The following is a 24118-nucleotide window of genomic DNA, read 5'->3' on the forward strand; positions in this document are numbered from 1 at the left end:
ATATATATTAAATAGTTATATAATAATATAATATAATATAGTAAAGAAAAAAGAATAAAAAACGAAAGTTGGAACCCTCAAAAAATTAATTGAAACAACTGAAACTGAAACAAATTTTCAGCCCTCAGGCAGCTTTCCTCTCCCAGGCTGTTGGTCTCTTTTCCGCTGCATTCCACGAGCGCTTGGCGGGCGAGGATGGCTTCTAATGTCCAACTCGTATTCTTTGTTTCCTATCCCTTTCTTCCGAAGTCGGCAGGAATCTCACCCCATTTCTTAGTTTCCCATTTCAGTATGGGGGTTGTGATGTTGTGTGTACGGAGCCAATTCTCGCCTCGGGCTATGATTTGATACAGTTGTTCAGTCTGCGCGTTGCGTTCCAGCTTGGTCTTGCATTGTTTCTTCTGTACCCACAGTTGCGCGTTCACGCTGTCGCTATAGATCACCTTGTCGGTAATGCCCCTTTGCTCCATGAGAGCCAAGGCGTGCACGATGGCAAGAAATTCGCCAATGTTGTTGGTGCCGTGCAGCGGTCCATAGTGAAACACCTGTGCTCCTGTCTGCAGGTCGATGCATTGGTATTCCATCGGTCCGGGGTTTCCCGAGCAGGCTGCGTCAACAGCCCATGCGTTGGCATTCACTTCCATGGGCAAGGGCAGCACGGTGTCGTTTCTCCATGAAGGAGGATTGGCTGGCAATTTGTTCATTGATGATAGAAAATAGCTGTAGTGGGTAAAAAAACGAAATGAGCATTCCCCAGAGCTCTTGGCTCTGGGGTTGCTCATTATTTGTCAATAGTCAATATTCTTTATTTTAAATTGTAGGTTATTCATTACATTCTTTCAGGAACCTCGATACCGAGCAGCGCCATACCGTTCTTCAGAATCTTGGCGATGTTGGCAGCCAGTACTAAGCGTGTAGTCTTCTCTGCCTCGCTCTCAGCATTCAGGATGCTGTAGTCGTGATAGAACTGGTTGAACTCCTTGGTCAGCTCGTAGCAGTAGTTGGCTATGCCGGCAGGGTTGTAGTTGTTGCCCGCATCAGCCACGGCTGTGGCGAAGTCGTTCATCTTCTGTATGAGGTCAATCTCCTTCTCATTGATAGGAGCATCTGCGCTCAATGTGGCAGGAATCTCAATGCCCTCGGCGGCAGCCTTGCGCATGATGCTACGGATACGAGCATAGGTGTACTGGATGAAAGGACCAGTGTTGCCGTTGAAGTCGATGCTCTCTTCTGGGTTGAAGAGCATGTTCTTGCGTGCGTCCACCTTGAGGATGAAATATTTCAAGGCTCCAAGACCCACGATGCGTGAAATCTCCTGGCGCTCTTCCTCGCTCATGTCCTTGAACTTGCCCAGTTCGTCGCTTGTCTGGCGAGCGTCCTTAATCATCTCTGCCATCAGGTCATCGGCGTCAACTACGGTTCCCTCGCGGCTCTTCATCTTACCGTTAGGCAACTCTACCATTCCGTAAGAGAAGTGAACCAAGTCCTTGCCCCACTTGAAGCCGAGGCGGTCGAGCAGGATAGAGAGCACCTGGAAGTGATAGTTCTGCTCGTTGCCCACCACGTAGATCATCTTGTCGATAGGGAAGTCCTTGAAGCGGAGGTCGGCAGTACCGATGTCCTGAGTCATATAGACCGAAGTGCCGTCGGAACGGAGCAGGAGCTTCTGGTCGAGTCCCTCATCGGTAAGGTCAGCCCAAACCGAGTTGTCGTCCTTGCGGAAGAAGAGTCCCTTCTCCAGTCCTTCCTCTACCTTCTTCTTTCCCTCGAGGTAGGTGTTTGACTCATAATATATCTTGTCGAAGCTTACGCCCATCATCTTGTAGGTCTCATCGAAGCCGGCGTAAACCCAGTTGTTCATCTTCTGCCAGAGTGCACGAACCTCAGGGTCGTTGTTCTCCCACTTCACGAGCATCTCGTGAGCTTCCTTGATGAGCGGAGCCTCTGCCTTTGCCTTCTCTGTGGCAGCTTCTTCCTCCATGCCCTCCTTCATGTACTGAGCCTTGAGCTCTGCGATTTCCTCACGATAGTGCTTGTCGAAAGCCACATAGTAGTCGCCGATGAGGTGGTCGCCCTTCTTGCCGGAAGTCTCAGGAGTCTCGCCATTGCCCCACTTGAGCCAGGCGAGCATAGACTTGCAGATGTGGATACCACGGTCGTTCACGATGTTTGTCTTGATCACCTTGTTGCCGTTGGCCTCCATAATCTGAGCCAATGACCAGCCCAGGAGGTTGTTGCGCACGTGACCGAGGTGGAGAGGTTTGTTGGTGTTAGGAGAAGAGTACTCGATCATGACGAGCGGGCTCTGCTCTGTGACAGGTTTCTCACCGAACTTAGGGTCAGCGTTGATGGTATTTAAGAGTCCTACCCATGCAGCAGGAGCGATAGAAAGATTCAGGAAACCTTTAACCACATTGAAGTCGGCAATCACATTGCAGCAGTTCTTCTTCAGGTATTCGCCAATTTCCTGTGCAGTATCCTCAGGTTTCTTCTTTGACATTTTGAGGAATGGGAACACGACGAGGGTAAGGTTTCCTTCGAAATTACTCTTGGTTTTCTGCAGGGCCACCATTTTCTCAGGCACGTCCTGTCCGTAAAGCTCTTTCACCGCAGCGATGACCGAGCTGATGATTTCGTTTTCTATCTTCATTTATACTAATTTTACCGGTAATTATTCAATAATTATGCAAGAAACATTCTCCTTCTTTGGCAGGAATGTGTTTTGCGGTGCAAAGTTACTGCAAATAAAGGACAATGCAAAATAAATCACGATAAATTTTAAGGGCAATCTCCCCCAGAGGTCTACACTCTTTCGAGAATAGTACCGAGAGCAGAGAATAAAAAACTCGTAACTGCTATCCTGAAGGTCTATACACCTTCGAGGATGATGGCAGCAACGTCTTCTGGTGTGTTCCACAGAATGCCGTCGTTCAGTTCGTCATCCGTAAAGCCACGAAGGGCTTCCTCTGCTTCCTTGGCTGTGATGGCAGGAGTGCCGTCCTCGTTTTTCGCATCGAGCAAAGCCTTCAGTATGGCAGCTCTGTATTCTTCGATAGTCATCATGTTCCTAATGTCGTTATGTTGTTTGTTTCTGGTGACAAAGATACAGTTTTTTTACAGAAGAGCAAAGTTTTTTCTCATTTTATTTCGATGAGTATTGAAAAGTTTTAATTATTCTTGTGTTTTGCTGGTCTGGGAGTTCTTTCAGGAGTTTTTACGGGAGTTGAGTTATCCAGTTGGGCAGATTCATTTTACCAGTTTGAAAAGTGAGAATGACGGGCGTAGATGTTTGTCTGTATGTCGATACAAAGTCATCCTTTTTAAGAGAATAAGTGTAAAGATAACATTTTTAACATAAAGAATGATTGCCAAGTCAGAAAAAACACTTATTTTTGCAGCAAGACAACAACAATTTTGCAAAAATAGAGTTCCTGACGCTTGCGGCAAGGGGACTCTGATGAACTGGATAAACCAAATAAATCCCTTTATATCATTCAACAACAATGAAACGAAAACTATTCCTTACTTTGGGTTTGGCAGCTTTGACCATGTACTCTTACGGAGCCAAGAAGCCTAAGACAACAGCCCGGAAAATGAACAAGACAACCATTCAGCAACCCACTTTCACCGAGTGGCACGACCTGCAGGTGAACGAAATCAACCGTTTGCCTCTTCACACATCCTTCTTCACCTATCCCTTTGCCGACATGGTGTATGAGGAAGGCGGAGTGGTAAAGAGCCGCAATCTTTCCAGTGTAGACAAGACGATGAGTCAGAATTTCCTTTCTCTTGGCGGAATATGGAAGTTCAAGTGGGTGGAGAATGCCGACCAGCGCCCAACAGATTTCTATCTTACCAACCTCGATGACTCTCATTGGGGCACGATTCCTGTTCCCGGCAACTGGGAACTCAACGGCTATGGTCAGCCGGAGTATGTGAACATAGGCTTTGCCTGGCGCGGACATTTCGATGAGCAGCCGCCTGCCGTGCCAGTCAAGGACAATCATGTGGGCTCTTACCGTCGACAGATAGACATTCCTGCCAACTGGGACGGCAAGCAGGTGATAGCCCACTTCGGAAGCGTAACTTCCAATATTTATCTATATGTGAACGGACAGTTTGCCGGCTATGCAGAAGACAGCAAGGTGGCAGCCGAGTTCGACATCACTCCCTTCCTAAAGAAGGGCAAGAACCTCATAGCCTTCCAGACATTCCGTTGGTGCGACGGTTCCTGGTGCGAGGATCAGGACTTCTGGCGTCTGAGTGGTGTGGCTCGCGAGAACTATCTCTATGCCCGTGACGCCCATCTGCAGCTTGAGGACATTCGCATCACTCCCGATCTGGTGAACAATTACAAGGACGGCGTGCTGCAGGTGGCAGCCAAGGTGAAGGGCCACGGAACCCTCAACCTCATCCTCTTCGACAAGGATGGCAAGCAGGTGGCAACAGCTGTCGGGGTTGCCAAGAATGGTCTGGCTCAGCTGTCTATGAAGGTAGACAATCCTCATAAGTGGACAGCCGAAACACCTTATCTCTACACCCTGCAGGTTTCGCTGTCGGGAGTTGGCAAAAGAGCCGACATGCGTGCCAGTGTGACACCCGTCAAGGTGGGTTTCCGCAAGGTGGAAATAAAGAACCGCCAGTTCTTGGTCAACGGTCAGCCTGTACTCATCAAGGGAGCCAACCGTCATGAGATGGATCCTGATGGTGGATACGTGGTAAGCATGGAGCGCATGCTGCAGGACATACGCCTGATGAAACGACTGAACATCAACGCCGTGCGAACCTGTCACTATCCCGACGATCCACGTTGGTACGACCTCTGCGACGAGTATGGCATCTATGTGGTGGCAGAAGCCAACCAGGAGAGTCACGGTTTCCAGTATGGCAAGGATGCCGCAGCCGGAAAGCCTATGTTTGCCCGACAGATTATGGAGCGCAACCAGCACAACGTGTGCAACTTCTACAACCATCCCTCGATCGTAACCTGGAGCCTGGGCAATGAGACCGTGATGAGCGACAACTTCATGCAGGCTTACAAGTGGATCAAGAGTCAGGACCAGAGCCGTCCTGTGCAGTATGAGCAGGCAGGCCATGGTGATGGAACCGATATTTACTGTCCGATGTATTATTCGGTGAAAGACTGCGAGGCATACAGCAAGAATCCTGCGAGCAACAAGCCTCTTATACAGTGTGAGTACAACCACACCATGGGCAACTCGGGTGGCAATCTGAGCGACTATTGGGCGCTTGTGCGTAAGTATCCCATCTTCCAGGGCGGTTTCGACTGGGACTTCGTCGACCAGGCACTGCATCGCCATCCACAGAAGCCTATGAGCATCAAGGCCGATGACATGAGCAACGAGCAGCTGCGGCAGATAGAATACACCTATGGTGGCGACTATAACAAATACGACCCCAGCGACAACAATTTTAACTGCAATGGAATCGTAGGTCCCGACCGTCAGCTCAATCCTCATGCCTACGAGTTGGCTTATCAGTATCAGAACATCTGGACCACGATGAAGGACGCTCAGAAGGGAGAGGTGAATGTATATAATGAGAATTTCTTCGCCGACCTGAGCAACTGCGCCCTGGCGTGGAGCCTGATAGAAGATGGCGTGGAGACTCAGAACGGAACCCTTGCCGACATCGACGTGGCTCCACAGCAGACCAAGACTTTCACCATTCCTTACGACCTGTCGAAGGTGAAGGGCAAGGAGGTGTTCCTCGATATTGACTTCCGCCTGAAGAAGGCAGAGCCGCTCATGGAGGCAGGACAGATCATAGCCTACAGTCAGTTGGCGGTGAAGGAGAAATCATGCTGCGGACATTGTACGTCAAAACAGGCAAGCACCCCAGCCGGCAAGAACGTGAAGGCAAAACTCATCGACCGGAAGGGCGAAGCCGACCTGGCTGTCGTCACTCCCGACCTCACCCTGAAGATAAGCCGCGCCACGGGACTCATCTCTGCCTTTACCTGTAAGGGCAAGTCGCTCCTGGGCGAGGGCGGAACCTTGAAACCCAACTTCTGGCGAGCTCCCACCGACAACGACATGGGCGCTGGTCTGCAGAAAAAGTTCAAGTTGTGGAAGCAGCCTGAGCTGACTCTGAAAACCCTCACGACAGCGAAGGACAAGAAGGCGAACACCTTCAGCATCTGTGCCACCTACACCCTGCCACAACTGAAAGCCGACCTGTCGGTGACCTATCTCGTCATGGCGAATACAGGCATGGTGAAAGTCACCGAAACCCTTCAGATGGCAGAAGGCGAGAAGGCGGACGACCTCTTTCGCTTCGGCATGCTCATGCAGTTGCCTTACGATATGTCGGAGAGCGAGTACTATGGCCGAGGACCTATAGAGAACTATTCCGACCGAAAGGAATGCATGCGCATAGGCATCTATCGCGACCAGGCCGACAATCAATATTTCCCCTACATCCGTCCACAGGAAAGCGGAACCAAGAGCGATATGCGCTGGTGGAAGCAGACCGACAGCAATGGCTTCGGACTGACGGTAAAGAGCTGTCAGCCTTTCTATGCATCAGCCCTTCACTTCGATACCGACGAGTTGGACGATGGCGACGAGAAGGAACAGCGCCACAGCTTTAATCTGCAGAAGTCACGGTTCACCAACCTCTTCCTCGATGGCGAACATTATGGAGTGGGAGGCGAGAACTCCTGGGGCGCATGGCCTTTGGCTCCTTATCGCGTACATGCCGGCAACAAGAGCTTCAGCTTTGTCCTTGTGCCTGTGAAGAAATAAGAAAGGAGAGATCCTACTTCATGCCACATTGAAGCCACACAGCTTTGCTGTCTATCGTTTCTGAAGTGTTTAGAAATATTCTTCTTCTTTTGGAGAATATGGAAAAGTTTTATATAGTCATTCCTTGAAATGGCAGGAGTGTTAGCTGCTGTTTAGAATGATCAGCTTTAATTTGAGGTTTCTGTCCAACAATTAGACGGTGGTGTCTAATTGTTGGACAGTTTGTTTAATAAGGGTTTTCGTCTAAAGACTTGATAGTCAGAAGAAGTACTGTTTTGGCACGGCTCTTGTCCTTATCATGCCAAAATGAAGAAGATTATGAAAAGAATAGGAATGTTGATAGGATGGTTGGTCTGGGCGGCTGGATCCTCGGCACAGAGCTGGAGCCTTGACGACTGCATGAAATACGCCGTGAAGCACGCCACGGAGGTGAAGCGGGAGGTGGTAAATGTCCGCCAGCGCAAGCAGGATTACCAGCATGCTGTGGCAGGATTCCTGCCAACTGTGTCGGGAGGCGTGCAGGGACAGTACGCCTGGGGACGAAACATCGACCCGGAAACCAATACTTATAATAATGTAACGACATTCAACAACTATTATCAGCTTTATGCCGAACTGAATGTCTTCGATGGTTTCGCCACCATCAACGCCTTGAAGCAGGCTAAGCTGAGCCGGGATTATTCAGCCACGGCGATGCGGAAAATTCAGGACGACCGAGCCATCGACGTGATGCAGAAATATGTGGATGCTGCCTATGCTGAGGCAAGCATTCAGATAGCAAGCGAGAAACTGAACGAAAGCAAGCGGATGCTGGCTAAGATGAAGCGTCTGTATGAACTGGGCGAGAAGGGGCGCCCGGATGTGGTGCAGATGGAATCGCAGGTGGCGGAAGATGAATATAATCTTACGCATCAGGAGAATGTGGCAAAACAGAGTCTGCTCGCCTTGAAATCTGCGATGAATTTTCCGGTGGATGAAGAGCTGAAATTGGAACTGAAGTCAGGATATAAAGAGGTTTCTGAATCTGGAGTAAACTACGAAATCGTTTACCAGGGCTTCCAGCATATTTCTCCCGATTTGAAATCGGCAGAATACGAAGTGGAGCGGGCAAGGTATGATTATAAGATAGCAAAAGGCAGATTGCTGCCATCACTCTCTCTCGGTGGCGGCATTTCTACCAACTATTACAAGAATCTCTCTCAGAAAGGGCAATACGATGGGTTTGCCTCGCAGTTTCGCAACAACCAGGGCGAATACCTCGCGTTGACCCTTTCCATACCTATTTATAATAGCGACCGCTGGCACAGCGTGAAAAAGGCACACAACGACTGGCAACTGGCGCAGGTGAACCTGGAGGAAACCAGGCGCAAGCTTCACGACCAGATCGCTCAGGCGGTAATGGATGCTGAGGGTTACGCCAAGGAGTTGCATCAGATGCAGAAGAAGGTTGCCTCCGATTCGCTCGCCTATCACATGTCGAGCCGGAAGTTTGAGGAAGGAATGCTTTCCACCTTCGATCTTCATACCGCAGCCCAGACGCTTCTGGAAAGCAGAATCAAGGAACTCCAGATGCAGATGTTGCTCATTATCAAACAAAGGTTGGTTGCTTATTACCAGGGAGAAAATTTAATTAAATAAACCTGGAGAATGCAAGTGAATTCTTCACTTTTCGTTCTTCACTCTTCACTTAAATTATGGATATAAAGATAGAAAAGAAAAAATATCTCGTGCCTCGCAAGTATTGGGCATGGATTGGCGGAGGAGCGGTTTTGATCGCAGTCCTCATTTGGTTGGGATTGAGCAATTTCTCTTCCACCCTGAAGGTGGACAGGAAGGGATTGAGCATCGGAACCGTGGAGAAGGCGCAGTTCAACGATTATGTTTCGGTGGATGGACAGGTGGTTCCTATCTCCGTGGTGCAGATCAGTTCCGAGGAGGGCGGTATTGTTCTGGAGAAAGTGGTGGATGAAGGTGCCCACGTGAACAAGGGCGATGTCATCGTGAAATTGAGCAATTCGAATCTCGACCTGGAGATTCTGAATGCCGAGAGCGAACTTGCCGAAAAGCAGGACATGCTTCGCAACACCCAGATTTCGATGGAGCAGGACCGTCTGAACAATAGCAACGAGGAACTGTCGCTTTCGCAGGATGTCATTACCAAGCGCCGTTCCTATCAGCATCAGGAGGCGTTGCACAAGGAAGAACTCAATTCGCGCGAGGAGTATCTGAAGGCTAAGGAAGATTACGACCTTGCCGTCAAGAAGCATGCACTCATCAGCAAGCGATTGAAGAAGGATGCCCAGTTGCGCCGTTCGCAGATGGATCAGATGGGCGATAATCTGGAAGCCATGCAGAAGAATGTGCAATTGGTTCGCCAGCGCAAGGAGAAGCTGAACATCCGCAGCACCATTTCGGGCGAAATCGGTTTGCTCGATGTGGAGTTGGGACAGAGCATTTCTGCCGGACAGAAGATAGGAGTCATCAACGATCTCAGCGATTTCAAGGTACAGGCGCAGGTGGATGAGCATTACATCGACCGGGTAAAACCGGGGCTTACTGCCACTTTCGACCAGAACGGCAAGCATTATCTCTTGCAGGTTCGCAAGGTTTATCCCGAGGTAAGAGACGGCAGGTTCCGCATCGACTTCGTCTTCAAAGGTGTTCGCCCTGGCAATATCCGAACCGGTCAGACCTATTATGTAGATTTGCAGCTCGGTCAGTCGAAGCAGGCAATAATTATCCCTAAAGGCACGTTTTATAGTGTAACGGGCGGTCAATGGATTTTTGTATTAGACAAGAGTGGCAAGAAGGCTTATCGCCGCAAGATAACCATCGGTCGCCAGAATCCTCAATATTATGAGGTAATTGAAGGCTTGGAGCCGGGCGAGCAGGTTATCGTTAGCGGCTATGAAGCCTATAAGGATAATGATGTATTAGTTTTTAATTAGTAGTGATTAGTTAGTAATGATTAATTAGTAGTGATTAGTGATAAATTGGGCTAACGCCCTTGAAACAGGATATTTGATATGAATCATATTATTAACGCATTCAAGAATCTGCCCCGAAGAGGCCAGCACAATTTCGTGAAGATCTTGTGCCTGGCGCTCGGATTGGCAATCAGTTCGGTAATTATTGCCGAGATTTATTTCGAGCAGACTTACGATACGTACTTCCCAGGATGGGAAAGGACGTATCTGATTTCGGAAGTGGGGAGTAACCAGGGCGAAACCATGGAGTTTACCAATACTTCAGGAGCCACCGCCCAAGGTGTAAAACAATATGCGCCTATGGTGGAAACTGCTACCAGTACTCACTATTTTTATGATGATGCCCAATGCAAGATGGAAGACCAGAACATCGTTTCTGCCAATATTAGGATGGCAGATAGTTGTTTCTTCGATGTCTTTCCACAGAAGATATTGATAGGCAAGGCTAAACAAATATTATCCCAACCCTTATCCTGTCTCATCGATTCTGAAACGGCAGCAAAGATTGGCGGCAATGTTGTAGGCAAGCATTTCACGCTTTCTAATTATCCGGGAACCACTTTTACCATCTATGGTGTTTTCGAAGCGTTTCCATGGGGTTCTTCCTTTCATGGTACGCAGATGATTCTGTCGATGTGTAGTGTGCCATACGTATATTCCTACGATGGCAGAGGCCAATGGGTGGGAAATGATTCCTATAGGTCCTACATCCGGTTGGCAAAGGGGCATGAGGCAAAAGAACTCAAGCCTTACGTGAATAAGATGCGAGAGGATCATTTCCCTTTGAAGGAGATGAAGAATATGGGAATAGAACTGAACTATGATTTCACGGTATTGAGCGATGTTTACACCCAAAATCCTTATATCAAGAAGATGGGATGGATTATGGGAATTATCGCTTTTGTCCTCCTCTTCACTTCTGTGATGAACTATCTGCTTATCATCGTTGGAAATCTCGTGGGTCGTTCTCGCGAAATGGCTGTCCGTAAGTGCTATGGTGCCGAATCGAAGAACATTCATGCCATCATTTTCTCTGAGGCTTTGGTGCATGTGGGGCTGGCGGTTGTTCTTGCGGCTGTTCTTGTGTTCCTTTGCAAGGGAACCATCGAAAATTTCCTTTCTGCTCCGGTAAGCATGTTGGTACTTAATCGTGGCAGTTGGATATTGGTGGCTATCTGTATTCTGGTACTGCTGGTTGGCGGCTTGCTGCCAGGTTGGCTTTACAACAGGATTCCTGTAGCCATCGCTTTCCGTGGTTATAATGAGAATCGCAACCGATGGAAGCTTGCCTTGTTGGGTATCCAGTTCGTTATCTCTGGTTTGCTGTTCAGTTTGCTTTACATCGTGAATGGTCAATACCAGCTGATGTTGGGGCTCAATCCTGGGTATGATTACAATCATGTAGCGATTGTTTCGATAGATGCCAGCAATAGAGACCAGCGCAACCAATGTCTGGCAGAAATCAGACGGATGCCGAATGTCATGGATTGCAGTTCGACTTTTAATGTTCCGCTCGATGGGTATGATCGTAGTGGAAATATGGTAGGAGTACCTGGCGACGATAAGAATACCTTTAATATCATGGAGATGTCGGGAGTGGACGATAATTTCTTTAAGATGATGAATATTCCTATCGTTCAGGGTTCTTTCTTTACGGAAAGAAATGACAGTTGCCGACAGGTTATTATTGATGAACGAGGTGCTGAGAAACTCATCAAAACGTGGCATTGGAAGGATGGCGTAGTTGGTAAGCAAATTACCTGTACGGGTCATGATAATAATATCTTTACCATTTGTGGCGTGAGCAAGAATATCCGCTGGGGTGCTGTGGGAACCGGGGGTGATGGAATGAATGAATTTCCTGACTTGTATTTCTATTCAGCCAAGACGGCTTATTATATGTTGGTTAAGTTTAAAGAACTAAGGGATGAATCGTTGTCGGAGTTGCAATCGAAGGTGCAGGCGATGTATCCTAACAATAAGGTCGTCGTGAAGAGTTATGCCTCTGAACTGGCTAACCAGTATGCTTCCCAGCTCAATTTCCGCAACGGAATCCTGGTAGCCGGCATCGTGACGATGATTATCGCCCTCTTCGGATTGGTGGGTTATACGAGTGATGAGGTAAACCGCCGCCGCAAGGAAATTGCGATAAGAAAGGTGAACGGAGCCAAGGTGAAGGATATTCTTCGCATCTTCCTGAAGGACATTATGAAGATTGCCTTGCCTTGCATTATCGTGGGCGACTTGGGGGCTTGGCTGATAGCCCGACAATGGCTCATGTCGTTTAGCGAGAAGATTACGATGACGCCTTTGTTGTTTATCGGCGTTACCATCATCTTGCTTGTCATCATCGGGCTTTCCGTTGTCATCAACTGCTACAAGGTGGCTAACAGTAATCCGGTGAAGTATCTCAAGGATGAATAATATTAAAAGTAAAAAAGTAAAAAGGTAAAAAAGTAAAAAGATAAGAAAATGCTTAAAATAGAGAATCTTTGCAAGTCATTCCGCACAGAAGATGTGGAGACGATTGCTTTAAATAATGTATCTTTCACAGTAGAAGACGGCGAGTTTGTTGCCATTATGGGACCATCCGGTTGCGGCAAATCCACCTTGCTCAATATCCTCGGTTTGCTCGACAATCCTACTTCGGGAAAATATTTCCTGGGAAATCACGAGGTGGCAAACCTGAAGGAAAAGGAGCGCACGGATGTGAGAAAGGGAGAAATCGGTTTTGTGTTCCAGAGCTTCAACTTGATAGATGATTTGAATGTAGAGGAGAACATCGAACTTCCTCTTACTTACCTCAACATTCCGAAGGCGGAGCGCAAGGCAAAGGTGCAGGCGATTATGAAGCGAATGGCCATCAGCCATCGTGCCAAGCACTTCCCTCATCAGCTATCAGGTGGTCAGCAGCAGCGAGTAGCCATCGCCCGTGCCGTAGTCTTCGGACCTAAGCTTATCCTTGCCGATGAGCCAACTGGTAATCTTGATTCGAAGAATGGAGCCGAAGTAATGCATCTGCTTACCGAACTGAACCACGAAGGTACCACCATCGTCATGGTGACGCATAATGAGCATGATGCCAAGATAGCCCATCGAATCGTCCGCTTGTTTGATGGACAGATTGTGGATGAGTAAAAAAATGTTTTAACCTTATTTTGCCGAAATCCGCAAAATGTTTTGGTGCGAATATGCCGAAATCCGCAAAATGTTTGACCATATTAGAAGAGAAAAGTCATAAATCGCTTGGTGTTAGCCTCTTTCTGCTTCAGCTCTTCTTCCATCCTCTGTATTGCCATCTTGAAGAAGAAGCGGATGAGGTGCTCGTCAGTTGCTTCCGTACGAATCATACGGAGGGCAGAAATGTATTCCTGGCGGGCTTCGGATGGGATGATGAGGAGAGGATGATTCAATCTTAAGAGAATGTAGTTGCTGACGAGTCGTCCTGTTCTTCCATTCCCATCACGGAACGGATGAAGATATTCGTAGAAGCCATGGAAGCGGGCTGCAAGAATCACGGGATGAACGGCTGCCGAAACGATAGCCTTTTCAGTAGATTCCAACAGCTTGGGAACTCTGGCGATGAGTTCTTCGTGGTTGCCAAATACCGTGTCGCCTGCAGCCATGTCCGTGGTGGTGTATTCGCCCGGAATAGCTTCTGGGGAACGGTAGGAAAGCGTATGGCTGGTAACCCGCCTGTTGATTTCTTTTAGAAAATTCTCGTCGAGTGGATGCTGCGTGTTTTGCATCATGTACTCAAAGGCTTCGAAGTGGTCAAGCATTTCGAAAGCCTCGAAAAGAGTCTTTCCGGCAGGAATCATCCCTAATCCTTTCTCCTTCAGTTCCCGGGTATCATCTACGGAGAATGAGTTGCCTTCAATGGCGCATGAATGGGTAGAGAAGAGTACTTCATTATATTTGATGTACTCTTCTCTATCCATTTTATTGATGATAAGGGTTTGATATTTTCCTCTCAAATCCTCGTATTCCTTGATTTCCTTTTCGAATGCCATAATCTTCTGTAAGTAATTATTTGACTAACTTTAATATGTTTTTTATAAAATCGTGTGATAAGCCAATAATTTCCAGTATGTCATTTTCGGAAATTTCGTACGCGCAGTTGTAATCGGCTTTTTGCCTTAACTGGAACATACGGGCGAGGAAACTGCCATAAGAGATATCTACGATACCAGTCTTTACAAAGTGTAAACTGAATTGGGTGTTAATGCCAGCATGAGTGTGGGCATTAACACCTTTTGCTATGAATAGAGCTTGTACGGCATGGAAGCAGGCATAATAATAGCGATTGGCTGCTAAATCCCAATGCTTTAGTTCAACCATTTCATCTGCTTGAGTTAAAAAGCGCTTGGCTTTTTCTACTTGCAGACTGATTAATGTGTCTTTGTTTACTTGATCCATAACTTTTATATTAAACTAATGCCGTCTCGATTTACATTCTCGTAAAAAGGGGTGAAGTTATACGATTCCCATTCTTTCTTTGTGTAAAGAATGGGATTGATTTCTGTGCCGAGGTCGCAACCTAACAAAACAAACGGGTAACTTACTTTGTCATAGTCCGTTTGTTCCAGTTTGTCTTTGTCTAAAAGGATAAGAATGTCCCAGTCTGAATCGTTGCGAGCATCACCTCTCGCTCTTGATCCATACAATATAGCCTTGCTTCCTGAAGGAATAGCAGATTTAGCTATTTCTTTTATCTTTAATATGGTCTTATCGTCTGTTGACATAAGCTTAATCTTTTATAAAGGCAAAGATATGGTAAAAAAGCGAAAGTGCCAAACTTTCCTTCCCCAAATTATACTTTTTTATGGGATGATGATGCGGAAGGTGGTGATTCCCTGTGCCTTGTCCTGATGGAGCGAAAGGCTGCCGCCGCTTACTCGCATGATTTGGCGGGAAAGGGAGAGCCCGATTCCGCTTCCTTCCGGCTTCGTGGTGAAGAACGGGATGAAAATGTGGGAGGCTACATCTTCGGGGATGAGACCGGCGTTGTTGCTCACGTCGATGATGATGGATTCCTGGGTGTTGGCATAGGCTTTGAGACGGATAAATGCCTTCTTGCTTGCCGCGGATTGCAAATCCGCGGAGCGACATTCCTGCTTGTCTTCTCTTTCCTTTTCCTTTTCCTTGAAAGCTTCTACGGCATTCTTCAGAAGATTCGTTACTACGTGAGAGAGGAGGCTCTCGTCGGTGTAAACCAGCAAATCCTTGGGAGTAACCGAAATCTCTACTTCGTGGTTGCAGAGTATCGCCATTCTTTCCAGGAATGGTTCCACATAGAAGAGAGCAGGCTGAGGCTGGGGAACATGGGTGAAACGGCGATAGTTGTTGACGAAAGCCAACAGTTCTGTTCCTGTTTTGTGGATGGTTTCCAGGCCTTGCTTCAAGTCTTTATCCTCTGTAACCCGGGTAAGCAGAGTCTCGCTCAACGAAGTAACCGGCGTGATGGTATTCATGATTTCATGGGTCAGCACACGAATCAGTTTGATCCAAGAATCCACCTCTTGGTTACTCAGCTCGTGGCTCACGTCGCTCAGGGCGATGATGCGCACGTGCTTGTCTTTCAGCATGGCTTGCGTCTTATGTTTTGCCAGGTGTTCATCCTTCAGTTTCCCTTTTACCTGATTCATGTGGGTAAGCACATCCGTATCGAGCAACCGGAGGGCTGCCTGGTTGTGTTGCAGGATGTTGTCGTGACTATCCACCACCAGGATGCCCGTATCCACCGCATTCAGAATCTGCTCGTAATATTTCTCCCGCTCCATCTGCTCCTCTCTCGTATGCTGCAGGAAGAGTTTGATGCGGTTGAGGGATAGATTCAGTATCTTATCCTCCTTAACCCCCTTCTCCGTAGAAAAGCTGAAGGAGAAATCCCCATTATCTATCGCATCAAAAAGGAAAGTTACCTTCTTGATGTTACGGCGATAGTGGCGGTAAAGTCGAATGTACCCTACTACAGCCACAAGCAAAAGCACGATAATTATAATTAGTTTATAATCCATATCGCTTAATCTTATTATAAAGCGTTTGGCGAGAAATACCTAACCTTGCGGCTACCACCGACAGATTTCCCTCACATTCCCTGATGGTTTTCTCTATCATTCGGCTCTCCATCTCGTCGAGCGTCTGAACCTCTTCCAGGGGTTTCTCTCTTCTCTGCTGGTTTCCGCCGTCAATATCTTCGGCAGAAATCATTCCGCCATCAGATAGAATCACGGCTTTCTCGATGGCGTGCTGAAGTTCACGGATGTTGCCGTACCACGGCAAACTGGTAAGTTTTTTCTCAGCCTCTTCCGAAAGGCGGAGATTCACCTTATTATATAAATCGCCATATTGACGGAGGAATCTTTCTGCCAATGGAACGATGTCTGATTTTCTCTGTCTCAGGGCTGGCAATTCCAGATGGATGGTGTTGATGCGATAGAGCAGATCCTCTCTGAATTCGCCATCGTTCACCATCTGCTGCAGATTGCGGTTGGTGGCGCAAACCAGTCGTACGTTGATAGGAATCTGCGTGCTTCCCCCCACTCTTACGATGCTTCTGCGTTGCAGGGCGGTAAGGAGTTTTGCCTGAAGACCATAGGATAGGTTTCCTATCTCATCCAGGAAGATGGTGCTGCCGTCGGCAAGCTCAAACTTGCCCGGTTTATCCACCTTGGCATCAGTAAAAGCACCCTTCACATGACCGAAGAGTTCGCTCTCGAAAAGGGTTTCCGTGATAGCTCCCATATCCACAGGCAGCATCTTTTTCGCACTTCTTGTGGACATACGATGTATTTCATTAGCCAATACCTCTTTACCCGTTCCGTTTTCGCCTGTAATGAGGATGTTTGCATCGGTTGCGGCAACCTTTTCTACAATGCTTCTCAAATTGTTCATCACTTCGCTATCTCCCCAATACATCATGCCAGTCGAATCATTTCCACCTTTTCTGCTGATAGCTTTATCTGTAGGCTTGTTCTTATCCCTTGCCTCTATCAGCGTACGAACCAATTTCTCATTTTCAAAAGGCTTCACGATGAAGTCGGCGGCACCTTCCTTGATGCCTGTTACGGCAAGTTGGATGTCGGCATAGGCGGTAAAGAGCACCACTTCGGTTTTCGGGCTGATGCTCTTGATTTCCCTGAGCCAGTACAATCCCTCGTTGCCCGAATTGATTCCGCTGGAGAAGTTCATGTCGAGGAGCACCACGTCGGGGTGCTCCTCTCTCAGTTTAGCAGGGATGGAGTTAGGATTGGCGACGGTGATGATGCCATCGAATATGGGTTCCAGCAGCATCCTCACCGTAGTAAGAATGTTGCGGTTGTCATCAACAATCAATATCGTTCCTTGTTTCTTAATCATGGTGCAAAGATATAAAATATCATAGAAAGGCGGCCATGATTGTCTAATAATTAGACGAAAAATGCCGATAGTGGTGTCAAAAGTTATTTTTTCTGCAACTTTTGGCACCCTTATCGGCACTTGTTTATTCAGAATTCAGATTTCTGATGCAGAATTGCTTATCCTATAAGGGGAGTTGCAGCTCTATCGGAACCACAACTTTTATGCTGAAGTTGCGGCCCATATTGTAAACGCCTCTTCTGCCCGTCACCTGGTTTACGTCAAGATACTTCAGACGGCTCAGGTGGTTCTGGTAAGCACGGTTGGTAAGGTTCTCGCCAGAAAGATAGAGCGAGAGAAGGCGCTTGCCGTGGAGCTTCACGTCGGTTCCTGCGTAAATATTCAATAAGGTGTAGGATGGCGTGGCGGTCTCCGTCTTGTTGGCTGCAAAATAATGGTTCTGGCGAAGATTGCAGTCCATCTGCAGCTTAACGAAGAGATGGTCGAAAGTCTTGCCGTCGCAGACAAACTCATACCTTACATCCGAAACCCAACGAGGGGCTGGGGTGAATGGCAGATACTTTGATTCGGCAGGCTGATGCAACTGCACGGAGTTGACATACGAGAAGGTGTTGCCGAAATGCAGACGCTCTACAGGATGGATGTCGATGCTTGCCTCACCACCCAGAATGCGGGCGTCGCCTGATGTAAACTGATAGGCAGGCGTGTCGTCGATGAGGACAGGCTGATTATTCTCATCAGCCAACTTCTCGCTGTAGATGTAATGGTTGATGCGATTGGCAAACAGAGAAAGGGAAGCCGAAATAATAGGCGAAGAATAATCTAAACCAAGGTCGAATTGCCAACTGTTTTCCGGCTTCAAACTGGTATTCCCCAATTCGTATCGCTGGGTTCCCTCGTGCACACCGTTAGATGCTAATTCGCTGATGTTTGGAGCACGGAAACCTCTTGCTACGTTCAGCTTGATATTGAAATCGGGCAGGATTTCGTAAGCCAATCCGATGCTTCCGGTTACTCCCTCAAAGCTGCGCTTGAAAGCCTGGAAGCGGAAAGCATCATGATCCGAATCGGAACCAGCCAATCCTCCATTGTTTTCCGAAGACTCCTCTTCTCTCAAAGCCTCGCTGTGCAGGTGGCGATGATCGTATCTGATTCCTCCGCTCAGGTTCAGTTTGCCTATCTCCTTGCTCACCGTGGCAAATACACCATAATCGAAGAGATGATAGGCTGGAATCAGGAATTCAGAGCCTTTGTTTATCGACTGTTGCCACATGCCGTTGATGCCCGTAGAGAACTTCCATCCATTCATTTCCGGCGAAAGGTAATGCAGGTCGTAATTCACGGTATGGAGCATGAAGTCGAGTCCACATTCTTTCGGATTCTCTTCCTCCTCAAACTCCTGACGTCGGTTCTGCTGATAACCCAGAAGGAGTTTCAGGTTGCCGTCGCCCAGGAACCAGGAATTATCCAGCACAGCCTTGTAATGATGAATCTGCTGATAAGGCATCGGTTTGCCATAGCTCTTCACATCGTAGCCGTCGGGCACTTCCAGCTCTCCCGTTTTCTCATCTCTTTCTCCCTCCACGATGCCCGGAGTGAGATGATAATAATCGAGTGTGAGGTGCGAATGCCCCATTCGGTAGTTCCAGCCGAGAAGCTGCGAGAAAGCCTGCTCTCTGAGCGAAGAACCGAATACGTAACCATCGTATTTGTTCTTGTAGGCATGCGCCATCTTGCCGCTGTATCGGGTGTTCCAGACGAATCCGCCCTGGTTGCCGGCAAAGTTGAGCGAATAGTCAAAAAGTCCGTTGTTGGTTTGATAGCCCGTAGAGAAATTCGCTCTCATGTCGCCCTTGGCAAGTGTAGGAGCAGAGTGGAAGATCAGGACGCCTGCCATCGCATCCGAGCCATACATGAGGCTTGCCGGACCTTTCAGAATCTCTACGGAATGAACCGAAGCCGGGTCGATTTCTATTCCGTGTTCATCGCCCCATTGCTGACCTTCCTGTCTTATTCCGTCGTTCACCACAACCACGCGGTTATAGCCCAGGCCACGGATAACGGGTTTTGAAATGCCGCTTCCCGTGGTAATCTGCGAAACGCCAGGCTGGTGGGCGATGGCGTCGATGATGTTGGTAGAAGGTTGCATTTCGAGCTGGCGGGCAGAAACAAAGGAGATAGGTGCCGGCGATTGCTTCAGCTTCTGGCTGCCCGTCAAACCTGTTACCACCACTTCGTTCAGTTTCACGCTCGATTCCGTCAGCGGCTGGTGCTTGGTAGAATCGCATGCTTCCTCTTCATGAATGTTTGCTTCTTCTTTATCATGATTTGCTTCGTTTATAGCCATAGCAGAGGCTGTAGCTGACGAGCACAGGCTCATCAGTATTATTGATTTCAATATAGTTCTCATTATGTTGTTTGTTACCTTATTCTGTTAATATTCAGTTATTTATATAATAACAGAGAATAAGGTGGAGCACGGGTAGATTTTACCCCCTTCGCTCTGCACAGGCAAGGAGAGCAGAAGGCACGGCGAGGGGAGAGATGGAGCACGGCGAAGGCAACCCAAACCAAGAGGGATGGAGCCAGATAAGGAGTGCTTTGCAATTGGCAGAGCACACAGTCGTGCATGGTATTCTGCAGGGCTATCAGATGCCCGTCGTGATGAACATGATGGGCGCAATCGGCACAAAAGAAATCGGCCTGAGTTCCCTGCGCTTCACCATGATGGTGAAACGTAACGGCTATGAGCATCGGCAGGTAAACCAATAGCAGCAGCCAGGAAATCCTGATTCTCTTATGCGTTATCCTCTGCATTTAACAGCATTTGTTTATGCAAATTATCTACAGTCTTCTGTATTTTCTGTTTGCAAAGATAATGCAAAGTTCTTCATTTCAGCTGTGGTTATTCTTTGAATTTCGATATTTTAACGAAGATTATCTGTTTTCAGCAGAAAAGCCATGTAGAGGGGAAGAATGAGAGTTTGTGGGGCTGTACCCACATTTACATCTCCCAGTTTGATGGCTTGAACTACGTGATACTTTTCTGGGTTCGAAAGGATGGTCTTGGCACTTTTGATGTTTCCGTTGCTCGCCTTTACTTCTACCAATGTACATTCGCCTTCGTATCTTGTAACAAAGTCAATTTCCAACCCCGAATCCTTGCGGAAATAATAGAGCTTACGATTCATCTTACCAAAAATGTCGGCCACCAGATTTTCAAAGATGGCTCCCTTGTATCCATAGAGATTGCCTTGCAGAATATCAGCAGCCGTTCCTTGTTCGAGCATACTGATGAAAAGCCCCGTATCTGCCATCAGTCTTGAAGAATTTCAAGGCTGTGCGGGCCCGTGGGCATTCCTGTATCTCGTCAAAGATGATACAGGTCTTGCCCGATACGAAATTGGCATCAGGTATTAAGGTAGAAAGTGTCATGCAGAGGAGATCGATGTTCAGGCCACCATCAAATACCGACTTGTATTCTGGGTGCTGGAAAAAGTCTATATACACAACATGCTCATAATTTTTATGGGCAAAATCGAGTACCGAGAATGTCTTTCCGCATTGGCGACATCCTTTGATGATGAGAGGCATTTTGTGCTCATCACTCTTCCATTCTTTGAGATATTTCTCGATTTTTCGTTTAAACATCTGTTTTTCTAATGATTTATGATGTGTTGTTCTCGATGTTGTGCACGTTTTTCAAGGGACTTTTCTTGAATCCATGCACGTTTTTCAAGGGACTTTTTGTTCTGCTCTGCCACTTTTTCAAGGGACTTTGCGGTTGCAAAGATACATTTTTTCCTTCTTAAAAGGAAAGAAATCGGTAATTATTTCCTTTTAAAGGAAAGATTTTCCTTTCTCTCCAATTATTTTTTGTACTGAGTCCACTTGAAAAAGTCGAAAATCGTATTTTTTGCCTTTGCAACTTATTGATAATCAAAAGTAGGTTTTCGTAAAATTGGCTTTTTCAAGTGGGCTCTGTACTGAAGTTTCGCAAGTGGTTTAAGTACGGGCTGAAGGCCCAAAAACTCCAGAAGCAGCACGCCCTGAAAGTCAGTTATCAAAATAAAGCCCCCTCACTCTTCCTCAATCCTTATTGCCAGCGAATCCTTGTCAAGGTGTATGCCGTTATGCTCGATGAACAGCGAGAGCGAGCCTCGGGCAGCCAGCTCGTGCGGTGTGCCGGTCTCGAAACGGCCTGACTGCATCAGCCAGAGGCGGTCGGAAAGCTGAAGCGCCATTTCTATATCGTGGGTGGAGAGGAAGATGGTCTTGCCAAGATCGTGAGCCAGGCTGCGCAGCAGCTGCAGCATCTCTGCCTTGCTGGGATAGTCTAAGAAAGCCGTGGGCTCGTCGAGGAAGAGGATGGGCGTGGACTGCGCCAAAGCCTTGGCGATCATCGTCTTCTGTCGCTCGCCATCGCTCAACGTGCTTATCCTGCGGTCGCTGAGATGACTGATGCCGACCTGACGCATGGCTTCGGCGACAAGGGCACGGTCTTCCTGACTCAGACGACCCCAGAACCCGGTATAAGGGGAACGCCCCATGCCGACAAGGTCGGATACGGTGAGACCCGAGGTCTCGGGCTTGGCGGTGAGTACGATGCTCATCTGGCGCGAAAGCTCGCCACGGGTGAGGCTGGAAAGGGGTACGGGACGGCTGCCAGTACCGAGCAGCACCTCGCCCTGCAGGGGGCGGAGAAAGCCCGAAAGAGTGCGCAATAGGGTAGACTTGCCTACGCCGTTGGGACCAATGAGGCAGGTCAGCTCGCCGGCACAAAGGCAGCCTGTGAGATGACGGGCTACGACCTTGGTTTCGCCCCGATGGCGGTAGCCGATGCTGAGTTCGTTGAGAAGAACAGATGATTTCATGATGCAAAGATAAGTGATTTTTCTTGATAATACTTATCTTTCCCAAAAAAAAGCAGTACTTTTGCACACGATATGGAACAAACATCACCAATACAAGCACTGCTTCAGCAACGTACCCTACTGCAAATAGAGTATTACACCGAGAAAGAAGCCTTTCGCAAACAGACCGAACAGATGGGAATGCAGCGAAAGGTGAAGAGAGGCGATGCCTGGTTTCCGCTACGCATAGGAAAAAGTTTCTACAACTCGCTCAACCAAAACGCCATAGAGGTGTTCCGTACCGAAGACCAGGACATCGAACACAACTTTGAGTTCGGAAGACCCGTCATGTTCTTTAAGGCAGGGGAAAACAAATCCGCGCAGACAGACGGGAAGACAGAAAAGAAGATGTTGAAATACTTCTCCTTCACAGGCACCGTGAGCTATGTGGACGGCGACAGAATGGTGATTACCGTACCCGACTCGGCACCGCTGCTCGAACTGCAGCAGGCTGACGTGCCAGTGGGCGTTCAGCTGTCGTTCGACGAGACGAGCTACAAGATGATGTTCGACGCCCTCGACTGCACGATGAAAGCCAAGAACAACCGCCTGGCATATCTGCGCGACCTCTTCTACTCGCACCGGAAAGCAGAACGATACAGCTTTGAGCCCATGAGATTTCCCTGGCTCAACCCCACCCAGGAACAGGCCGTGAACGAGGTGCTGTGGGCGAAGGACGTAGCCATCGTGCACGGTCCTCCAGGAACAGGAAAGACCACGACCCTGGTGGAAGCCATCAACGAGACGCTGATGCGGGAGAGCCAGGTGCTGGTGTGCGCCCAGAGCAACATGGCGGTGGACTGGATCTCAGAGAAACTCGTGGACAGAGGCATCAACGTGCTGCGCATCGGCAACCCGACACGAGTCAACGACAAGATGCTCGGTTTCACCTACGAGCGACGCTTCGAGAGCCATCCCGACTATCCGCAGCTGTGGGCCATCCGCAAGGCCATCCGCGAACTTCGCAAGAACCGCAAGAAGGGAAGCGAGAACTTCCACCAGAAGATGGACAGGCTGAAGAGCCGTGCCGCCGAGATAGAGATAAGAATCAACGCCGAGTTGATGGGCGAGGCAAGAGTCATCGCCTGCACGCTGGTAGGCTCGTCCCACAGACTCTTGGAGGGAATGAAGTTTGGCACACTCTTCATCGACGAGGCAGCTCAAGCCTTAGAGGCAGCCTGTTGGATTCCGATGAGAAGAGCCGGCAGAGTAGTGCTGGCGGGCGACCACTGTCAGCTGCCGCCTACGGTGAAGAGCATTGCCGCCATGAGAGCAGGACTGGGCAAGACGCTGATGGAGCGCATCGCCGAGAACAAACCCGAGGTGGTGACGCTGCTGAAGATACAATACCGCATGAACGAGGAGATCATGCGATTCTCGAGCGACTGGTTCTACCACGGCAAGGTGCAGAGTGCGCCACAGATAAAATACCGGAGCATCCTGGACTACGACCACGCCATCACATGGATCGACACAGGAGACACGGAGAATCAGATAACCATCGAGGGGGAAGAGGCTTCCGAGGATTCTGCATCCAGTTCATCATCGACGGATCATAATACAGTTTCAGCATCAGTTTCCCAGCAGAATGCAGACTTGAACTTCAAGGAGCAGTTTGTGGGCGAGAGCTTCGGCCGCATCAATAAGGCAGAGGCGGAGCTTACTCTCCTCACCCTGGCGGAATACTTCACCAAGATAGGCAAGCAGCGCGTAATAGACGAGCGCATCGACGTGGGAATCATCTCGCCCTATCGTGCTCAGGTGCAATACCTCAAGAGGCTCATCAAGAAGTATGAGTTCTTCAAGCCTTACCGCCGCCTGATCAGCGTCAACACGGTGGACGGATTCCAGGGACAGGAGCGCGACGTGATCCTCATCTCCTTGGTGCGGTCCAATGACGAGGGACAGATCGGATTCCTGAAAGACCTGCGCCGCATGAACGTGGCGATGACACGTGCCCGCATGAAGCTCATCATCCTGGGCAACAAAGACACCATGACGAAGCATCCTTTCTACAAGAAACTGTGGGAGTATGTGGAGGCTATCAACAACAACGAATAAGATGGGAAAGCGGTTGTCATGAACGTAA

General features: G+C 48.4%; 19 protein-coding genes. 6 read left to right on the forward strand and 13 right to left on the reverse strand.

From position 1 onward, the window contains the following. Positions 1-230: 230 nt before the first annotated feature. The 3 genes from F7D20_RS11315 to F7D20_RS11325 form a co-directional block, all read right to left on the reverse strand. Complete coding sequence (locus F7D20_RS11315; RefSeq protein WP_158464131.1) at positions 231-704, reverse strand: RNase H family protein; 474 nt, start codon at positions 702-704, stop codon at positions 231-233. Between the two features lie 125 nt (positions 705-829). After that, the gene (gene argS, locus F7D20_RS11320; RefSeq protein ID WP_158464132.1) at positions 830-2650 is read right to left on the reverse strand and encodes an arginine--tRNA ligase; all 1821 of its coding nucleotides are present in this window, start codon (positions 2648-2650) and stop codon (positions 830-832) included. 218 nt (positions 2651-2868) lie between these two features. Continuing rightward, positions 2869-3063 carry a hypothetical protein gene (locus F7D20_RS11325; RefSeq protein ID WP_158464133.1) on the reverse strand — a complete coding sequence of 65 codons (195 nt, stop codon included), beginning with the start codon at positions 3061-3063 and terminating at the stop codon, positions 2869-2871. A 440-nt stretch (positions 3064-3503) separates the two neighbouring features. On the opposite strand from F7D20_RS11325, the gene F7D20_RS11330 reads away from it, so the two are divergent. The 5 genes from F7D20_RS11330 to F7D20_RS11350 all read left to right on the forward strand — a co-directional run bounded on the left by F7D20_RS11330 (position 3504) and on the right by F7D20_RS11350 (position 12892). After that, a complete protein-coding gene (locus F7D20_RS11330) occupies positions 3504-6767 on the forward strand; it encodes a glycoside hydrolase family 2 TIM barrel-domain containing protein (RefSeq protein WP_158464134.1) in 3264 nt (1087 codons plus the stop codon). Between the two features lie 318 nt (positions 6768-7085). Beyond that, entirely contained in the window at positions 7086-8405 is a 1320-nt protein-coding gene (locus F7D20_RS11335) for a TolC family protein (protein WP_158464135.1), read from the forward strand. 56 nt (positions 8406-8461) lie between these two features. Further along, positions 8462-9715, forward strand: a complete 1254-nt coding sequence (locus F7D20_RS11340) for an efflux RND transporter periplasmic adaptor subunit (protein WP_117691791.1) — start codon at positions 8462-8464, stop codon at positions 9713-9715. Positions 9716-9793: 78 nt separating this feature from the next. Continuing rightward, positions 9794-12178, forward strand: coding sequence for an ABC transporter permease (locus F7D20_RS11345; RefSeq protein ID WP_158464136.1), 2385 nt, complete (start codon positions 9794-9796; stop codon positions 12176-12178). 48 nt (positions 12179-12226) lie between these two features. After that, complete coding sequence (locus F7D20_RS11350) at positions 12227-12892, forward strand: ABC transporter ATP-binding protein (RefSeq protein ID WP_158464137.1); 666 nt, start codon at positions 12227-12229, stop codon at positions 12890-12892. 83 nt (positions 12893-12975) lie between these two features. On the opposite strand, the gene F7D20_RS11355 is transcribed toward F7D20_RS11350, so the two are convergent. From F7D20_RS11355 to F7D20_RS11395, 10 genes are all read right to left on the reverse strand, one after another. Next, entirely contained in the window at positions 12976-13767 is a 792-nt protein-coding gene (locus F7D20_RS11355; RefSeq protein WP_158464138.1) for a Fic family protein, read from the reverse strand. Between the two features lie 16 nt (positions 13768-13783). Continuing rightward, complete coding sequence (locus F7D20_RS11360; RefSeq protein WP_117664037.1) at positions 13784-14173, reverse strand: HEPN domain-containing protein; 390 nt, start codon at positions 14171-14173, stop codon at positions 13784-13786. Between the two features lie 5 nt (positions 14174-14178). Beyond that, on the reverse strand, positions 14179-14499 hold the full coding sequence (locus F7D20_RS11365) for a nucleotidyltransferase domain-containing protein (RefSeq protein ID WP_158464139.1): 321 nt from the start codon (positions 14497-14499) through the stop codon (positions 14179-14181). Positions 14500-14577: 78 nt separating this feature from the next. Then, positions 14578-15774, reverse strand: coding sequence for a sensor histidine kinase (locus tag F7D20_RS11370; RefSeq protein WP_158464140.1), 1197 nt, complete (start codon positions 15772-15774; stop codon positions 14578-14580). Beyond that, entirely contained in the window at positions 15764-17116 is a 1353-nt protein-coding gene (locus tag F7D20_RS11375; protein ID WP_158464141.1) for a sigma-54-dependent transcriptional regulator, read from the reverse strand. Before F7D20_RS11375 ends, F7D20_RS11370 begins: the two co-directional genes overlap by 11 nt. Positions 17117-17279: 163 nt before the next feature. After that, the gene (locus tag F7D20_RS11380) at positions 17280-19526 is read right to left on the reverse strand and encodes a TonB-dependent receptor (RefSeq protein ID WP_158464142.1); all 2247 of its coding nucleotides are present in this window, start codon (positions 19524-19526) and stop codon (positions 17280-17282) included. A 35-nt stretch (positions 19527-19561) separates the two neighbouring features. Then, the gene (locus F7D20_RS11385; RefSeq protein WP_158464143.1) at positions 19562-19933 is read right to left on the reverse strand and encodes a hypothetical protein; all 372 of its coding nucleotides are present in this window, start codon (positions 19931-19933) and stop codon (positions 19562-19564) included. A gap of 110 nt (positions 19934-20043) precedes the next feature. After that, a complete protein-coding gene (locus F7D20_RS13090) occupies positions 20044-20433 on the reverse strand; it encodes a DUF4143 domain-containing protein (RefSeq protein ID WP_228114182.1) in 390 nt (129 codons plus the stop codon). After that, the gene (locus tag F7D20_RS13095; RefSeq protein ID WP_228114183.1) at positions 20381-20767 is read right to left on the reverse strand and encodes an AAA family ATPase; all 387 of its coding nucleotides are present in this window, start codon (positions 20765-20767) and stop codon (positions 20381-20383) included. Before F7D20_RS13095 ends, F7D20_RS13090 begins: the two co-directional genes overlap by 53 nt. 428 nt (positions 20768-21195) lie before the next feature. Next, positions 21196-21990 carry an ABC transporter ATP-binding protein gene (locus tag F7D20_RS11395; protein WP_158464144.1) on the reverse strand — a complete coding sequence of 265 codons (795 nt, stop codon included), beginning with the start codon at positions 21988-21990 and terminating at the stop codon, positions 21196-21198. Between the two features lie 72 nt (positions 21991-22062). Here F7D20_RS11395 and F7D20_RS11400 point away from each other — a divergent pair, with 72 nt between their 5' ends. Continuing rightward, a complete protein-coding gene (locus F7D20_RS11400) occupies positions 22063-24090 on the forward strand; it encodes an AAA domain-containing protein (RefSeq protein ID WP_158464145.1) in 2028 nt (675 codons plus the stop codon). The last annotated feature ends 28 nt before the right edge of the window (positions 24091-24118 follow it).

Origin of the sequence: Segatella copri, from assembly GCF_009495355.1 — a bacterium.
Lineage (GTDB): Bacteria > Bacteroidota > Bacteroidia > Bacteroidales > Bacteroidaceae > Prevotella.

What these genes read in the sequence shown, in the direction of transcription:
- F7D20_RS11315 (WP_158464131.1), bottom strand. Translation starts at nt 704, where the DNA reads ATGAACAAATTGCCAGCCAATCCTCCTTCATGGAGAAACGACACCGTG.
- argS (WP_158464132.1), bottom strand. Translation starts at nt 2,650, where the DNA reads ATGAAGATAGAAAACGAAATCATCAGCTCGGTCATCGCTGCGGTGAAA.
- F7D20_RS11325 (WP_158464133.1), bottom strand. Translation starts at nt 3,063, where the DNA reads ATGATGACTATCGAAGAATACAGAGCTGCCATACTGAAGGCTTTGCTC.
- F7D20_RS11330 (WP_158464134.1), top strand. Translation starts at nt 3,504, where the DNA reads ATGAAACGAAAACTATTCCTTACTTTGGGTTTGGCAGCTTTGACCATG.
- F7D20_RS11335 (WP_158464135.1), top strand. Translation starts at nt 7,086, where the DNA reads ATGAAAAGAATAGGAATGTTGATAGGATGGTTGGTCTGGGCGGCTGGA.
- F7D20_RS11340 (WP_117691791.1), top strand. Translation starts at nt 8,462, where the DNA reads ATGGATATAAAGATAGAAAAGAAAAAATATCTCGTGCCTCGCAAGTAT.
- F7D20_RS11345 (WP_158464136.1), top strand. Translation starts at nt 9,794, where the DNA reads ATGAATCATATTATTAACGCATTCAAGAATCTGCCCCGAAGAGGCCAG.
- F7D20_RS11350 (WP_158464137.1), top strand. Translation starts at nt 12,227, where the DNA reads ATGCTTAAAATAGAGAATCTTTGCAAGTCATTCCGCACAGAAGATGTG.
- F7D20_RS11355 (WP_158464138.1), bottom strand. Translation starts at nt 13,767, where the DNA reads ATGGCATTCGAAAAGGAAATCAAGGAATACGAGGATTTGAGAGGAAAA.
- F7D20_RS11360 (WP_117664037.1), bottom strand. Translation starts at nt 14,173, where the DNA reads ATGGATCAAGTAAACAAAGACACATTAATCAGTCTGCAAGTAGAAAAA.
- F7D20_RS11365 (WP_158464139.1), bottom strand. Translation starts at nt 14,499, where the DNA reads ATGTCAACAGACGATAAGACCATATTAAAGATAAAAGAAATAGCTAAA.
- F7D20_RS11370 (WP_158464140.1), bottom strand. Translation starts at nt 15,774, where the DNA reads ATGGATTATAAACTAATTATAATTATCGTGCTTTTGCTTGTGGCTGTA.
- F7D20_RS11375 (WP_158464141.1), bottom strand. Translation starts at nt 17,116, where the DNA reads ATGATTAAGAAACAAGGAACGATATTGATTGTTGATGACAACCGCAAC.
- F7D20_RS11380 (WP_158464142.1), bottom strand. Translation starts at nt 19,526, where the DNA reads ATGAGAACTATATTGAAATCAATAATACTGATGAGCCTGTGCTCGTCA.
- F7D20_RS11385 (WP_158464143.1), bottom strand. Translation starts at nt 19,933, where the DNA reads ATGCAGAGGATAACGCATAAGAGAATCAGGATTTCCTGGCTGCTGCTA.
- F7D20_RS13090 (WP_228114182.1), bottom strand. Translation starts at nt 20,433, where the DNA reads ATGGCAGATACGGGGCTTTTCATCAGTATGCTCGAACAAGGAACGGCT.
- F7D20_RS13095 (WP_228114183.1), bottom strand. Translation starts at nt 20,767, where the DNA reads ATGTTTAAACGAAAAATCGAGAAATATCTCAAAGAATGGAAGAGTGAT.
- F7D20_RS11395 (WP_158464144.1), bottom strand. Translation starts at nt 21,990, where the DNA reads ATGAAATCATCTGTTCTTCTCAACGAACTCAGCATCGGCTACCGCCAT.
- F7D20_RS11400 (WP_158464145.1), top strand. Translation starts at nt 22,063, where the DNA reads ATGGAACAAACATCACCAATACAAGCACTGCTTCAGCAACGTACCCTA.